The organism is Geobacillus proteiniphilus (genome assembly GCF_001908025.1).
GTDB lineage: Bacteria > Bacillota > Bacilli > Bacillales > Anoxybacillaceae > Geobacillus > Geobacillus proteiniphilus.
The window spans coordinates 1-15,352 of the sequence record NZ_MQMG01000066.1 but is presented as its reverse complement, the minus strand read 5'-3'; the positions used below and the strand labels follow the sequence as shown (position 1 = coordinate 15,352).

At 52.0% G+C, this 15,352-nt stretch carries 12 protein-coding genes and 2 pseudogenes; 10 read left to right on the top strand and 4 right to left on the bottom strand.

Going from position 1 to position 15,352, the window contains the following annotated elements:
• From BRO54_RS16885 to BRO54_RS20215, 5 genes and pseudogenes are all read left to right on the top strand, one after another.
• Nucleotides 1-240 (top strand): annotated as a pseudogene (locus BRO54_RS16885) (multifunctional 2',3'-cyclic-nucleotide 2'-phosphodiesterase/5'-nucleotidase/3'-nucleotidase); the annotation flags it as partial.
• Nucleotides 241-610: 370 nt separating this feature from the next.
• Complete coding sequence (locus BRO54_RS16880) at nucleotides 611-853, top strand: hypothetical protein (protein WP_068895371.1); 243 nt, start codon at nucleotides 611-613, stop codon at nucleotides 851-853.
• A complete protein-coding gene (locus BRO54_RS16875; RefSeq protein WP_068895373.1) occupies nucleotides 840-1,208 on the top strand; it encodes a PIN domain-containing protein in 369 nt (122 codons plus the stop codon). The genes BRO54_RS16880 and BRO54_RS16875 overlap by 14 nt, the downstream gene beginning before the upstream one ends.
• Before the next feature lie 139 nt (nucleotides 1,209-1,347).
• Nucleotides 1,348-2,403, top strand: coding sequence for an RNA-guided endonuclease TnpB family protein (locus tag BRO54_RS16870; RefSeq protein WP_074044684.1), 1,056 nt, complete (start codon nucleotides 1,348-1,350; stop codon nucleotides 2,401-2,403).
• Nucleotides 2,404-2,557: 154 nt separating this feature from the next.
• A pseudogene (locus tag BRO54_RS20215) lies at nucleotides 2,558-3,699 on the top strand (CBM20 domain-containing protein); the annotation flags it as partial.
• A gap of 171 nt (nucleotides 3,700-3,870) precedes the next feature.
• Here the strand turns inward: BRO54_RS20215 and BRO54_RS16860 are convergent.
• The gene (locus BRO54_RS16860) at nucleotides 3,871-4,614 is read right to left on the bottom strand and encodes a hypothetical protein (protein WP_074044683.1); all 744 of its coding nucleotides are present in this window, start codon (nucleotides 4,612-4,614) and stop codon (nucleotides 3,871-3,873) included.
• 221 nt (nucleotides 4,615-4,835) lie between these two features.
• On the opposite strand from BRO54_RS16860, the gene BRO54_RS16855 reads away from it, so the two are divergent.
• From BRO54_RS16855 to BRO54_RS16835, 5 genes are all read left to right on the top strand, one after another.
• Nucleotides 4,836-6,068, top strand: a complete 1,233-nt coding sequence (locus BRO54_RS16855; protein ID WP_068895380.1) for a CAP domain-containing protein — start codon at nucleotides 4,836-4,838, stop codon at nucleotides 6,066-6,068.
• A gap of 155 nt (nucleotides 6,069-6,223) precedes the next feature.
• Nucleotides 6,224-8,182, top strand: a complete 1,959-nt coding sequence (locus BRO54_RS16850) for a phosphodiester glycosidase family protein (RefSeq protein WP_074044682.1) — start codon at nucleotides 6,224-6,226, stop codon at nucleotides 8,180-8,182.
• Nucleotides 8,183-8,365: 183 nt separating this feature from the next.
• Nucleotides 8,366-8,767 carry a hypothetical protein gene (locus BRO54_RS16845; protein WP_021321954.1) on the top strand — a complete coding sequence of 134 codons (402 nt, stop codon included), beginning with the start codon at nucleotides 8,366-8,368 and terminating at the stop codon, nucleotides 8,765-8,767.
• Nucleotides 8,768-8,929: 162 nt separating this feature from the next.
• Nucleotides 8,930-9,670 (top strand): hypothetical protein, encoded by a 741-nt coding sequence (locus BRO54_RS16840; protein WP_074044681.1) that lies wholly within the window; start codon nucleotides 8,930-8,932, stop codon nucleotides 9,668-9,670.
• Nucleotides 9,671-9,701: 31 nt separating this feature from the next.
• Nucleotides 9,702-11,114, top strand: coding sequence for a S41 family peptidase (locus BRO54_RS16835; RefSeq protein WP_074044680.1), 1,413 nt, complete (start codon nucleotides 9,702-9,704; stop codon nucleotides 11,112-11,114).
• Between the two features lie 173 nt (nucleotides 11,115-11,287).
• Here BRO54_RS16835 and BRO54_RS16830 read toward each other — a convergent pair whose 3' ends face one another.
• From BRO54_RS16830 to BRO54_RS16820, 3 genes are all read right to left on the bottom strand, one after another.
• Nucleotides 11,288-12,181: an accessory Sec system S-layer assembly protein gene (locus tag BRO54_RS16830; RefSeq protein ID WP_074044679.1), complete on the bottom strand. Its 894-nt coding sequence runs from the start codon at nucleotides 12,179-12,181 to the stop codon at nucleotides 11,288-11,290.
• Between the two features lie 38 nt (nucleotides 12,182-12,219).
• Nucleotides 12,220-14,613 carry an accessory Sec system translocase SecA2 gene (gene secA2, locus BRO54_RS16825; protein WP_074044678.1) on the bottom strand — a complete coding sequence of 798 codons (2,394 nt, stop codon included), beginning with the start codon at nucleotides 14,611-14,613 and terminating at the stop codon, nucleotides 12,220-12,222.
• A 139-nt stretch (nucleotides 14,614-14,752) separates the two neighbouring features.
• Nucleotides 14,753-15,352: RNA-guided endonuclease TnpB family protein (locus tag BRO54_RS16820; RefSeq protein WP_139268087.1), on the bottom strand; the 600-nt coding region annotated here is incomplete at its 5' end.

Genomic DNA, 15,352 nt, shown 5'->3' with positions numbered 1-15,352 from the left:
TCACGGTACAATCATCAAACGGTGCAAAAGCCGATCAATCTATGGAAACGGACGAATGATGGGCGCCTTGTGTTCGTCCGCATCTTAAAGCCTGGGGAAGTGTACCGCGTCTACGGGTATGATGCGCGCTTCGGCGGGCAGTACGCGGTCGGCGGCGGGTATTACGTAACCGACATCGACACGCACATCCGCTACGAAACGCCGTCAAAGGAGAAGTTGAAGTTGGTGAATGGGCAATAAAGTGAAATAGCTGTCTTAGCCGTCAGGGATGTATGCCTGCTTCGGCTAAAGGCGGCTTTTTTCCGTCAAGTGGAGTGGATGACGTTTTCATGAGTGAAAGGGTTCGATATGAAGTGTGAACATAACGGTAGGAATTTCACTTATTATCAGCATATAGTAATAAATGCATACATTTCAGATAAACAGAGGAATATTCTGTGGATTTTCCCGATAAATTCTTGACTGACTCATAAAGTGAATTTTTGTGTGATAATGTACAATTAAAATGATATAAAATGATATAATATGTTTAAAGAGTTCCGCTTTATCATCTCCCACCTCGAAGCGCAAGCGTAGGTGGGAGAGCGTTCAATGAAAGGAGCGAAGAAGCATGGATTTTGTGAGAGTAATAAAAAACAGCAATGATCTAGAAAAGTTCATAGATATACCTGAATCATTAAAAAATAGGAAAGTGGAAGTCATTATCCTTCCCTATGCAGACGAAGAAAATTCAGAACAATCAAAAAAGAAGAGCTTAAGAGGGGCTCTGTCAAAATATAAAAATGAGGATTTGCAGGCTCAAGAAAGCGATGCCTGGTCTCAAGCTGTGGTGGATCAATATGAAAATCATTGATGCAAACATTATTCTAAGATACCTGCTTAATGATCATGATGATTTGTCGGCTAAAGCGGCAACGATTATTGAAAATAACAAGGTGTTATTGCTAAAAGAAGTAGTCGTTGAAGTTGTCTATGTTCTTGAAAAAGTGTACAATGTCACAAATGCTGAGATCAGCGATACTCTTTTAGAACTGTTCAAATACGATAATATCGACGTGGATGATATCGAGATATTAGAGGAAGCGCTCATTCTGTTTGGCAGAAGACGACTGGACTTTGTGGATGCCCTTTTGTACGCCTATCATAAAGTAAAGGGATACGAGGTATATACTTTTGATAAGAAGCTGAACAAGGTACTTGAGGAATAGACATCATGATATACTTGTTACAGACCCGCGAGCGAGAAAGCTCACTCCTTTAGGGGTGGGATGAAAGCGAGTCGTTTTACTAATATCGAATGATTATGAAAAAAATGGTATCATGTCATCGCTAGAAGGAGGTGAATCCATGCCCACGATCACACTAAGGCTGGAGCTGCACAACCCAACGAAAGTCAAACAAGACATGTATGAACGGATGACAGAAGTGAATACATCGTTTGCGAATTGGCTGTTGAATCATCCCGAGCTGAATCAAGCGACGAGCAAAATTTTTAAAGAGTTTTCGTCGCAGCGGTTTCCTTCTGCTATCGTGAATCAAACGATTCGAGAAGTGAAGTCTCAAAAGAAAAACCAGAAAACAAAGAAGTTCCGAACATTATGGTGTTGCTTTAACAACCAAAACGTGAAGGTGGAAAAGAAAGGAGAGTTCTACACGGTTTCCTTCCCCACACTGGAGAAACGAATTGGCGTGCCGGTGGTCACGCGTTCCTATCAAGAAGCGTGGCTGAATCGGCTGATCAATGGAACCGCCAAACAAGGGGCAGCCAAGCTCTACAAAAAGAGAAAGAAATGGTACTTGGCGATCACCATCACCTTTGAAATGGAGCCGCGACACGAAACAAAGGTGATGGGGGTTGACCTTGGGCTTCGCTATATCGCCGTTGCCAGCGTAGGAACGAAATCGTTGTTTTTCAAAGGGAGCCAATGCGCCTTTGTACGCCGACGATATGCGGCTTTGCGGCGAACGTTGGGCCAAGCCAAGAAGCTCCATATGATTCGCAAAATCGGCCGTAAAGAGTCCCGCTGGATGAAGGATAGGAACCATAAAATCAGCCGTCAAATCGTCCGTTTTGCCCTCGCCAACGGTGTTGGCGTGATTCGAATGGAAGAGTTGACGGGGATTCGAAAGCGGGCAACATCGGCCAAAGAAGCAGGACGAAGCCTTCATTCTTGGGCATTTCACCAACTACAAACGATGATTGCCTATAAAGCCGAAATGGCAGGCATTCGGGTGGAGTGGGTGAATCCAACTTATACGAGCCAAACGTGTAAATGTGGACATCGAGAGAAAGCGAACCGAAACGGCATCTGCTTCCGATGCCAAAAGTGCGGATACACCATCCACGCCGACTTAAATGGCGCGATCAACATCGCCAAAGCGATTTCGGGCTTCGCCGCCTAGCGCACTGGTCACAGGTGCGCCGCCCATTGGGGTACACACTAACCCGATGGGACGGGGTGATGGCACACCCCTGAACTTGGGCGTTGTCCGAACCAGAAATGGATGAGGACGCGAACGACCCAAGAATCCCACGCCTTTAGGCGTGTGGAGTGTCAAGATTCCGAACAGCTTGAACGGCTGGAACACAGGGGCCTGGGAGATGTCGCGCAACGGTGCGGTGACGCCCGATTGGCAATTTACTGTTGAGGTGCAGGAAGGGGAAACGATCATCTATAAAGTATGTGAAAGGCGGATCGTGGGATCAAGAGGGGTTGGCCGACCATACGCGTGAGGACGACAACGATGATGACGTGAGCTACTACGGCTATGGGGCGATTGGCACCGACTTGAAAGTTACGGTCCACAATGAAGGAAACAATACGATGATTGTGCAAGACCGCATTTTGCGCTGGATCGATATGCCGGTCGTCATCGAAGAGGTGCAAAAACAAGGGAGTCAAGTGACGATCAAGGGCAATGCCATTAAAAACGGTGTTTTGACGATCAATGGCGAGCGGGTGCCGATTGATGGTCGGATGGCATTCTCGTACACGTTTGCGCCGGCCAACCATCAAAAAGAAGTGTCGATCCATATCGAACCATCGGCCGAAAGCAAAACAGCCATTTTCAACAACGACGGTGGAGCGATTGCGAAAAACACGAAAGATTACGTGCTGAATTTAGAAACGAAGCAATTGCGCGAAGGGACGTTGACAACGCCGCCAAGCAACGGCGATTCTCCGGGAAGCGGTTTGCCGGGCAGTGAAACGCCGTCCCATGACGGAGGGACAACACCAGGCAACGGCACCTCTCCGGGCAACGGTGGCCCATCGGATGGTACATCCCCTGGGGGGGAGCGTTCCGCCGGGTGGCACAGCTCCTCCGGGAAACGGAGCACCTCCATCAGCACCGCCGCAAAAACCGTCTCCATCGAAACCAAAAGAGAAACCGAGAAAGCCAACCACTCCTCCAAGCCAAGTGAAAAAAGTGTACTGGGATGGCGTGGAGCTGAAAAAAGGGCAAATCGGCCGCTTGACGGTGCAAAAGCCGATCAATCTATGGAAACGGATGAATGATGGGCGCCTTAAGTTCGTCCGCATCTTAAAGCCTGGGGAAGTGTACCGCGTCTACGGGTATGACGCGCGCTTCGGCGGGCAGTATGCGGTCGGCGGCGGGTATTACGTGACCGACATCGACACGCACATCCGCTACGAAACGCCGTCAAAGGAGAAGTTGAAGTTGGTGAATGGGGAGTAAAAACAGAAAGCGAGGCTGTCTCAGCCGAGTGAATGATGCCGTTCGGCCAAGGCGCCTCGTTTTTTGCTTGTTGGCGTTCGGGTGAAGCTTACTGATCATGGGACGTTCCAATCAGCTGTGTACGTGCCAAACTGTCAAGGATATGTTAAACGTTTTCGTTGCATCTATATGTCACTCGTTGCTGCTAATGGTCACCACTAATCCTTCAGCATCATACAAAAGGGCAATCACAAGGCCGTCTTTGTGAAATGCGAGTGCAGGCGGGTAGCCTTGGCCAGAATCGGACTGTTCATACTGGTTTCCAAATAGCGTGATGAGCTGTTGTTTCAGATTGTTGTAAATCGCTGTGAGCTGATCTTTTGTATACTCCTGGCCGGCATCGAACGAGTAGCCGTAGAAGGCAAGCTTTCCGTTCTCAAATCCATAGACGAGCAGCGTATGATATCCGAAAAGAGAAGTCGAATAGACCCAGGCTTGGCCGCCGTCTATATTTTCTTGTAGGATAAATTTTGCGGTTTCCAACTTCTTGACTTGAGAAGTGGACATGCCGAGTTTTACTCCACGGAACAGCTGTTCCATTTTGACTTGATTGAGTTTTGCTTTGGAAGGAGTTTCGTATTTTACCCGGGCATCGCGATCGACATAATATCCGCCGCCTAAACCTAACATGCCAGGTTTAAACGTGTAAATGCGATAGACTCCACCGGCTTTTAACGTTTTTATGTAAACTTTCTTCTCTCCTTGTAACTTATAAAGCTCGGTATCTTTCAAAACAGTTAATTTGCCGATCTGTCCCTGCACCAATTCCATGCCATTCCACCAAACTTTTGCTTGCGCATCGTGGACGTGAAATGGCGACAGAAGGATTCCGGCGCTTAGCGCTGAGACTGTTAGAAATTTTTTCATGATCTTCATAAAGTATGCTCCTCTCTCACGAAAATGGAAGAATAAATATGATCCATTTTAACCTATATTTCGCCCCTTAGCCAAGTGGGCGAGAAGCTTGTTTGACGAAATTTCGAAATTTGCATAACCAAAGCGGCCTCTTTTTCTTTGAAATCATTCTTTTTTCTCTTTTCTTTTGATGGAAAGACATCTATGATGAAAGAAAAAGAGAAAGGAAGGAGCGGGCGGAAGTGAGGAAATGGGTGCAGGCGGTGGCAATAGGAATGCTGTTGGCTGCGGCCGGATGGCTTTGGATGCCGAGTTCATCAATGGTCAAGGCGGAGGATTGCGGGGAGCTTGTCGGAACGGAAAAAGTGTGGTGGGACGGGGCTGAACTGAAGCCCGGACAAATCGGCCGGTTGACGGTCACAGCGCCGACAGAGCTATGGTTGTCGAACAAAGCAGTGAAGACGCTGCCAAGCGGTGCGGTGTATCGCGTGTACGCGTTGCGCGGCGGCTATTTTGATGTCGGCCGAGGATATGCGATCAAGAACGATGCCCGCGTCCGCTATGAAACGCCGTCAAGAGAGAAGTTGGCCGCTGCTTTATGCGTGCAGCGGGCGAAGGCAAACATGACCGATGTCACGATGAACGGGGTGGCGATCGGCGATTCGCGCGCCAAGGTCGAAGCGATGTACGGCAAGGCGAAGCGGAAGACGAAAAACGCCTACGGCCTATATTGGGAGGCGTATGATCAGGGCGGTTACAAAAACTTTTTGATGGTGAGCTATGACCGTGATCGGGTGGCGGCGATGTACACGAACCAACCGATCGTCCAAACGAAAAAAGGAACGGGCATCGGAACGGCGAAAACGGTGGTGGAAGCGCGCTACGGCCGGCCGCTCGCCTTCATCCAAAAAAAGGATGCCGTCTACAACATTCAAAATGACGAATACGGGATCTATCTTGTCAACGGCCGCTACATCACCTTCTTTTATGACCGGTACAACAACAACCGGGTGGATGGCGTGCTTGTTGTCAATCGGGCGCTCGAGGATGAAAAGCCCGGGTTTTACGGAACGGCGACGGAGGAGCTGCGCGCTGCCTATGAATATCAAATTTTTGATCTGGTGAATGCTGCGCGCCGTTTGCACGGGCTTCCGGCGCTTGTCTGGGATGCGAAAGCGGCGGCGGCCGCCCGTGAACATAGCGAAGATATGGCGGTCCATCACTACTTCTCTCATACGAACTTGCAAGGATTGTCGCCGTTTGACCGCCTGAAGCGCCATGGCATCACTTATCATGTCGCAGGGGAAAACATTGCCTACGGCCAGTACGATGCGATTTTCGTCCATGAAGCGTGGATGCACTCGCTCGGGCATCGGCAAAATCTTTTATACCCGGACTTTACCCGCCTCGGCGTTGGGGTGGCGTTCAATTCATTCAATCAACCCTACTACTCTCAAGAGTTTTATACTCCGTGACCGCGGATGATCCTTTCGCTTCTCAAGAGCGTCCCAGCAGTGCTGGGACATTTTTTTGACAAGATAAATGGAAAAAGATCCCCCTTTTTGTAGAAGTTTGTCGTATAATAGAATCGATTGCAACAAAATGATAGAAAGAGAGGAAAAGGGGACCAGTGGGAAAAGCGAAGAACATCATCCGCATTGGGGTCGGGGCGGTGTTGGCCGCATGGACGGCGCTGCAAGCGACAGAAGCGGATGCCGGAGCGAATGTCGTCTACTGGGAAGGCATGCGCCTTGTGCAGGGGCAAATTGGAAAATTGGAGATCGTGAAACCGATTAATCTATGGAAACGGGAAAACGGGGCGCTGACGTTTGTCCGCGTGCTGCAGCCTGGAGAACAGTACCGGGTGTATTCGTATGACGAGGCGTTTGGCGGCCAATACGGGGTTGGCGGTGGATATTATGTCACCAATATCAAAGGGCATGTCGTGTATAAAACACCGTCGAGGGAGAAGCTGAAGCTTGTCAATCCGGGGAAGTATGGGGCAAGGCAGCTGGCGGTCGGCACGGTGGTGAAGGAGGTGTCGACGCGCATCGCCTCTGGGGTGGAAAAAGAGGAAATGGAAATCGTCGGAACGCGCGGCAAGCAGCATGTGTACAAGCTTGACATCGATACGTCGAATGAGAGGCTGGCTATTGAGACGGCGCTGTCCAATGATCAAGTGCTTGGCATCGAACCGGTGCTTGAGCAGGCAAAACGGTACGATGGCCGCGACGGGACGGTGTTGGCGGCGGTGAACGGCGATTATTTCAAAGAGGATGGTTCGCCGACCGATTTGATGGTGCACCGTGGGGAAATTGTGATGACGAATACGACGCCGGCGGCGGAACGGACGATTTTTGGCATCAGCGCTGATGGGAAGCCGATGATCGGAAACCCAGATGTTCAAATTCGCGTTCGAATTGGACAAGGAAGCCCATACCCCGTCGATGGCATCAACAAGCCGCGGCGCGCTCATCAGTTGATTTTGTACACCCCGTATTTCGCTGCCTCCACGAAAACGAACGCTCTTGGGACGGAAGTCGTGCTGACGAATGTACAAGGGGTGTTGAACGGGAATGGAACGGTCACCGGAACGGTGAAGAAAGTTGTAGTCGGTCAAGGCGATGAACCGCTCCAGCCTGGAGAGCTCGTGCTATCGGGCCATGGCCGGGCTAGCGACTATTTGCGGCAGGCGAAAGAAGGGGATGCGGTGGAAATTTCCCTTCAGTATGACCAGCCCGAATGGAGTGGGGTGAAAGAAGCGCTCGGCGGCCGATACCGGTTGGTGGCGGATGGAAAAGTGCAGCCGTTTTCGATTGAAGGAGTCCATCCGCGTACAGCCGTCGGCATTGACAAGAACGGAAATGTCATGCTCGTCGTTGTCGATGGCCGCCAGCCTGCCCATAGCCAAGGAATGACATTGAATGAGCTGGCCAAACTGATGTATGAGCTTGGCGCCGTCGATGCGATGACGCTCGATGGCGGCGGTTCTTCGACATTTGTCGTCCGCCAGCCAAACGGGCAGCTCAAAGTCGAAAACAAACCGTCTGATGGATTTGCGCGTCCGGTGGCGAATGCGCTTCTTGTTGTGTACAAAGAGACGCAAGAGAACGGGGAAAGCGAAGAAGTGCTTGATGATTTTGAGGCCGAGTCGAAGTGGAATGCATCGGGCGTCAACTATGTGGGGGCTGCGGTCGAGCGGACGACAGAAAAGGTGAGAGAAGGAAAGCGGGCGCTGAAAATTTCATATGATTTCCGCGGGATGCCAGGGACATCCGGCGTCTATGCTAGTCGGGAGGAAGCGATTTGGATTTCGAAACGGCCGCAAGCGATTGGCATGTGGGTGTATGGAGACGGAAGCGGCCATTGGCTGCGCGCCCAGCTGCGGGATGGAAGCGGGCGCCGCATCTGGATCGATTTTGCCCGCCATGTCGATTGGACTGGTTGGAAATATGTGCAAGCCGCTGTGCCTAGCGATGTCGCGCTTCCGCTCATGCTGGAGATGCCGGTGCGTTATATGGAAACGGATATCGGGCGGAAAAACGCCGGAGCGATTTACATCGACGGCCTTTGCGCCATCTTCCGCTGATGCGCTCGCCTCCCCTGCTTGCCTAGAAGGATGGTGAATGAACAAGGGATGTTGCTCATCGATAGGGGTTCCTAAATCGAGAAAGTCCTTGCATGCTGCTCTTCTAGGCATTTGCATTTCTCTGAAAAGTATTGTATATATTATAAAACGAGTGGATAGGCAAACCGCAAGGGAGGCAAAAGCTTGACAATGGACGAGCAAACGTTGTTGGAGCAGTTGCGGAAAAATCCGCCGAAGCTGGTCGGAGGATATAAAAAACAAGGATGGGCGATCAAAGTGTTGGAGCGAATCGCCAATCCGGATGTGGAAGACGAAGGAGACGGCCGGGTGACGGCCAAAGCGGTGCTGCGGGCGCAAGACGGCACGTATTACCCGGCTTTTTTAACGATTGACCTCAATCAACAAGGAAGAGTCGTCGGCGTCTATTTTATCGCTGAAAACAAGGAACAGTTCGATTTGATTCCGTTCGAATGGGCGAAAGAGTTTCTTGGCAAGCCAGAGCAGGAAATCGTTCCGTTTCGCTACCGGACGCTGAGCAAAATCGACGGCGACAAGCAGCAAACCCATTGGCCGGACTTTAGTTGATCAAGGCTGGCTCTGACAGTCAAAAAGGTGGCTGAAGAGTCGGCCTTATTTTATGCTTTGAAGGGCTTAAGTTCGATTTTTTTCAGAACATATTTTCATTTTGTTCCTTTTCCATTAAAATTGAAATACAGTTTTATATTTTCATAGATAGCAGGTGAAAGTGTGAGGAGAAAACGGAGAAAAGCATTTTCAATCATCGGATGGCTGGCGGTGTTTTGGTTATCGTTTTCGCTGTTGGCCGTTCAGGCGGAAGCGGCCCCGTTCCCGAATGTGGAGCGGCTTGAGCAGCATGCCGCCCAGCTTGAGCGGGCGATGAAAGCGGATCAATGGTCCAAGCCGTACCGTCTCTTGAACCAAGTCAAAAGCGATTATGAGGCGGCAAAAAAAGAAGTGGCGCGCGTGCGTCCACAAACGGCAAGGGCGCAGTTGGAAAAACGGATCACTGCCGGAGAACAGACGATTAAAAAGGCTTCCGCCTATATCAGCGCTGTCGAAAGCGGGGAGCGATTGCGCGCCTTGACGGCCAACGTCGACCGGGCGTTGCGGACGGGGGATGTGGATGTCGTGTATGATTCCTATGCCCCGTTGCAATACCAAATTCGCAAAACGGCGATTCTCATCGGCCGCGTTCCGGGAGCGTCGCTTCGCGAAAAGATGGAAGGATGGTTTCAACGCCCGGCTTTGGCTGTTCAGCAGCGCGCGTATTATGCCATCAATATTATGCAAGCCATGGACAAGCTGCTTGATGCGTATGATGAAGGGGATATCGCGCGGGCGGAGCGGTTGCTGTCGCTTTGCGACCGGTGGCTGCCAAACGTGGTGGATGCGGCGACGCGCAAGCAGCTGGCGGTGTATATCGATGATTTTAAAGCGCCGGTTGTCTTAGATGTCGATATAGAATAAACTGGCGCATGTTGGGAGAGGAGAGACGAATATGAATGTGATTCAGCGATGGGCGGCGGCTCTTATGTTGCTTGCGGCTTCATTTTCGGTTTGGAGTCCGCCGGCGGAGGCGGCGACGGCTCCGGCGTCAACGAAGGTGCTCGAAGAAGTGCGGGAAATTGTCCGCCAGTATTATGTGGAACCGGTGAGCGATCAAGTGCTGAAGGCGAGCACCCCGCAAGATATTGTCAAACAGCTTGACCCGTATTCTGCCTATATGACAAAGGAAGAATACGAGGAATTTTTGAAGTGGATTGATATGGAGTCTGTCGGCATCGGCGTGATGGTTGAGGAAGATGAGGACGGCGTCCACATCATGTCTGTCTTGGACAATGGGCCAGCCGCCCGCGCCGGACTGCAGCCGGGCGATGTGATTCAGGCTGTTGACGGGCAGCCGGTAACGAATGAGACAATGGAAAAAGTATTGAGCTTGATCGCAGGGGAAGAAGGAACGACGGTGGCAGTAACCGTTTGGCGACCGTCGACCGAGGAAACCGTCAGCGTCACCATCAAGCGGGAAAAAATCGACTGGCCGAACGTTGAGTTCAAACGGCTGGCAGGGAATATCGGCTATATTCAGCTATATAGTTTTGATGAGACAGCGCCCGGTGAGATCGAACGCGCCATCCGCTCGTTAAGCGGGGTGAAAGGGTGGATTTTTGACCTCCGCGACAATCCGGGGGGATATGTGGAAACGGCGCAGAAAATCGCTGGCTTTTTCCCGAATGTGAAACAGGCGTTTCAGTTGCGCGACCGTTCGAATCACCCAGAAGTGTATGCCGCTGTCAAACAGCCGGTGCAAATGACGGGACCGATCCGGCTGCTTGTCAACGCGTCGAGCGCGAGTGCGTCGGAAATGTTGGCGGCGGCGGTGAAGGAGCAAAAGGCGGCCGTTTTGTATGGGCAACGGACGTTTGGCAAAGGATCGATGCAGGAAATGTTTGAGCTGTCGGACGGCAGCATGTTGAAGTTGACCGTCGCCCACTTTTTCTCGCCAAAAGGGACGCCGATTCATAACGTTGGGGTGAAGCCGGATGTGCCGACGGTCGTTGGGAAAGAGCTATATGCCGCTCACCGCGATTTGCTGATTGGGCAGCTGAAAGGGTATCAGTCGCTCGGCAAGCTGCGCAATGCGCCGGTCGATAAGACGTTTGTCGTCCGTTTCTCTCGTCCGCTCGCCAATACCGCGGTAAGCGGAGTAAAATTGTATCAATTAGGTGGACAGGAAGTAGCGGTGACGGCGCAAATCCGCCGGGGGACGGAGCTTTTGATCAAACCGGCAGCGAAGCTGGCCAAAGGGCAGAGCTATTTGTTGGTCATTCCGCCGGTGTTAAAAAGCAAAGACGGCGTAGCGATGAAAAAAGGCGCTTACATGGAGATTCAAACCGCTGCTTCTACGAAATAAGGCTCTCCCATCGAGATGCGTTGGATAGCCGTCTGCTCTTGATGGTGCAAAGTTCGGCTGCTTCGACTAAGGCGCGGCCGACAGCGGGAGCGCGGCCGTTTTGAACGGAACGATGCAAAGAAAGCTGGCCTCCATCGGTCGTTTGGCGACCATGGGGGCCAGCTTTTTGCAGGTTACTCGTCGCTTGACGGCGTTTCTTGCTTTTCGCTCTGTGCCGGGGAGGATGGGATCGTCACCTTCCAGGACGTCCAATCCGGTTCTGCTTTGTGCAGCAATTCCGGTGGGAAGAGGAACGTCCATGGTTTGCTGGTGTGGGCTTTCACTTCCAGATGGCAGGGAAATAATCCGCGGGCGACCATGTCGCCAGCATGATCCCGCACTTCAAGCGGGATTTGTTCAAAATGGATATGTTTGTCGCTGCCGTTGCGAATGAGCAACGTGACGCCTAGTTCACCGGAAGGCAGCTGTTTCGCTTCAATGCCCATGAAGTTCACCTCCCCGGGAGCGGGAGGCGGAACCGAGTCAACGAGGGCTTGCAGCTGTTGGCGCTGTTCAGCCGACAGCGCCTGCTCCCAGCTTTCCTCTAGGTCGAGCCGATGCCGCGGTGTCAGTTCAAAGGCGATCTTCCATCCATCTGCAGGCAACTGATCGACGAGCTTGTCCTCGGCGGCGAACAAAAACCGCCACGGGCGGGCCGTCATCGGCGGCAGTTCGCCGAAAGGGCTCATATCAAACTCTTTGCGGGCGATCGCCGTGCCATCCTCGTCAAGCAGCAACAGGCGGATTCGTTCAAAGCGAACCGGCTTCGGCAGCGTGTTGCGCAAAATGGCGACAGCGACAAACCCATCGTTGTATTCGATCAGCTTGACGCCGGAAATGGAAATTTGGTTTGGCTGAAGCGGCGGCAGCTGTTCGTGGTAAAAGCGATAGACGTACGTTTCTTCCGGAGACAGCTGCCAGTCCGGATGAAACGACAGCGTCGTTTTCGTTCCGACCTCCGGCTGTTTGACATGTTGCGCCGGCAGCTCGGCCTCCGGTTGCGTGCGTTGTTTTCTTCGGAAAATCATGGAACCCCTCCTTTACGGGGCGGCGTGTTGCGCCGCGGTTATGGTTCGTTCGCGGCGGCGGCCGCTTCGTCATCGATGACAAACTGGCTTTTCAAATAGTTCATGGCTGTGGTGCAAATGCCGGCGTCGATCGCTTGCTGCAGCGCGACGAATTCGCGGTAGGCGTCCATTTCAAAGGCGCGGTACGGATCCTCTTGGCCGTAGCTGCGCAAATGAATCCCCTCTTTTAATAAATTCAGTTGATTTAAGTGGCGAATCCAGTGGGCGTCGATTGTTTCGACCATCAAATGCTTAAGCCGCATGGTTTGTTCTTCGTCGCACGGAAGATCGGCAAGCGCCGCTTCAAGCGATTTGTATTCGTCCCAAACAAGCTGGGCGATTTCTTCTTTTTGCTTATGGCGAAGATCATCAATCGGATAGGCAAACCGGAAAAAGGCACGGCGCAGCTCGTTGTGCAGTCCTTCGATGTTCCACTCTTCAAAAAAGACGTTTTCCGGACAATAACGGTCGATCGTTTGTGTGATATGGCGATGGATGTGCCGAAGGAGCTCGGACAGCACCTCTGCTTGCTTCAGCGCCAAGACGCGATCGCGCATATGGTAGATGACTTTGCTTTGTTGGTCGATAACGGTGTCCAATTTCAATAAATGCAATCGCGCTGAATAATGGGCGTTTTCGATCGTTGTTTGCACTTTTTGGACGAACTTGATCGGGTCGGGCGACACGATGCGTCCGGTTTCATCGGTTTCGACTTTGCTTCGCCATTTTTTCAATTCGTCTTGATCATACAAGCGGAATAAATCGTCGTCGAGCGAAATGATAAACTGGGAAGACCCCGGATCCCCTTGGCGTCCTGCCCGGCCGCGCAGCTGCATATCAATGCGATGGCTTTCATGGCGCTCTGTGCCGATGATGTGCAGCCCCCCAAGTTCCTTGACGCCTTCCCCAAGCAAAATATCGGTCCCGCGCCCGGCCATATTGGTGGCGATCATCACTTGCCCTTTTTGCCCGGCGGTCGCGATGATGCGCGCTTCTTCTTCCTCCGTTTTGGCATTGAGCAGGTGGTGAGGGATGCCTGCTTTCGAAAACGCTGCTGACAACCGTTCCGACTGAGCGACCGATGTCGTGCCGATGAGAACGGGACGGCCGATGGCATTCATTTTTTTCACTTCGTCAATAATTTTCCGTACTTTCGCCTCGTACGTCTGGTAGACGAGGTCGTCCCAGTCGGTGCGGCGGGATGGCCGGTTTGTCGGAATCGTAATAACGCGCAGCCGGTACGTTTGCCAAAATTCTTCTTTCGACGGCGTAGCGCTGCCGGTCATCCCGGCTAGCTTCTCATACATGCGAAAATAGTTTTGGATCGTAATCGTTGCTTGGATGTCGTTTTCTTCGGTGATTTCCACACCTTCTTTCGCTTCAATAGCTTGATGCAGGCCGTCGCTGAACGAGCGCCCTTCCATCACCCGGCCGGTGAACGGGTCAACGATCATCACTTTGCCGTTTTTGACGATGTAATCGACATCCCGCCGCATGATAAACCAAGCGCGCAGCGACTGCATCGCATGATGGAGCAACACGTGATGCTCCCAGTCGTATAGGTTGTCGATGCCAAACGCCCGCTCAATTTTTTGCGCCCCTTCTTCGGTGAGGAAAATTTGTTTCGTCTCCGGGGACCGTTCATACTCTTTTCCTTCTTCGAAGGTGCGGACGATGCGTGCCATAATCGGGAACAATTCGGCTCCGATCCCCGATTTATTGGCGATGATGAGCGGGGTGCGCGCTTCGTCGATTAAAATGCTGTCGATTTCATCGATGATGGCGTAATACAGCGGGCGCTGCACTTTATCTTCGAGGCGGTACACCATGTTGTCGCGCAAATAATCAAAGCCGAACTCGGTGCCGGTGCCGTACGTGATATCGGCCGCATACGCTTCTTTTTTCTCGCTGGCCGTCATTTGCGACACATTCAGGCCGACGGTTAAGCCGAGAAAGCGGAACACACGGCCCATTTGTTCGCAGTCCCGGCGCGCTAAATATTCGTTGGCTGTAATAATGTGGACGCCTTTTCCAAGGAGGGCGTGCAAGTAGCTCGGCAAAGTGGCCGCCAACGTCTTTCCTTCCCCGGTCTGCATTTCGGCGATGTTTCCTTCATGCATCGCCAATCCGCCCATCAGTTGCACGTCGTAATGGCGCAGACCGAGCACGCGCCGCGCCGCTTCCCGGACGACGGCAAACGCCTCGGTTTTTATGTCATCGAGCGTCTCGCCGCGTTCGAGCCGTTCTTTGAAGGCAACCGTTTTTTGGCGCAGTTGTTCATCGCTCAGCGAAGAAATGGTCGGTTCCCATTCATTGATTTGCGCCACCAGCTTGGCAAGACGCTGCACTTCTCGCGCGCTTTCGTCAAATAGTTGCTTTACTTTTGCAAACATATGTCCATTCCTCTCCTAGACAGGCATGATTCACACCAAGTGCTCTAAAACCTAATTATAGCACAAGATGTTTCCTGTGGAGAGAAGATTTGACACTCCACACGGCTGAAGACGTGGGATTCTTGGGTCGCTCACGCCCTCATCCATTTCTGGTTCGGACAACGCCCAAGTTCGGGGGTGTGTCATCACCCCGTCCCATCGGGTTAAGATGTACCCCAATGGGCGGCGCACCTGTGACCAGTGCGCTAGGTTCGGCGCTCAAGCCCGAAATCGCTTTGGCGATGTTGATGGCGCCATTCAAGTCGGCATGAATCGTATATCCGCATTTTTTGCATTGGAAGTGGATGCCGTTTCGGTTCGCTTTCTCTCGATGACCACATTTACACGTTTGGCTCGTGTAGGTCGGATTCACCCACTCGACCCGAATGCCTGCCATTTCGGCTTTATAGGCAATCATCGTTTGCAGTTGATGAAACGCCCAAGAGTGAAGGCTTCGTCCTGCTTCTTTTGCCGATGTTGCCCGTTTTCGAATGCCCGTCAATTCTTCCATGCGAATCACGCCAACACCGTTGGCGAGGGCAAAGTTGACAATTTGACGGCTGATTTTGTGGTTGACACCTTTCATCCAGCGGGACTCTTTGTCGCCGATTTTTCGCACCGCATGAAGCTTCTTGGCTTTTCCTAATCTCCTTCGCAAAGCCGCATATCGCCGGCGAACAAAGGCGCATTGGTTGCTCTT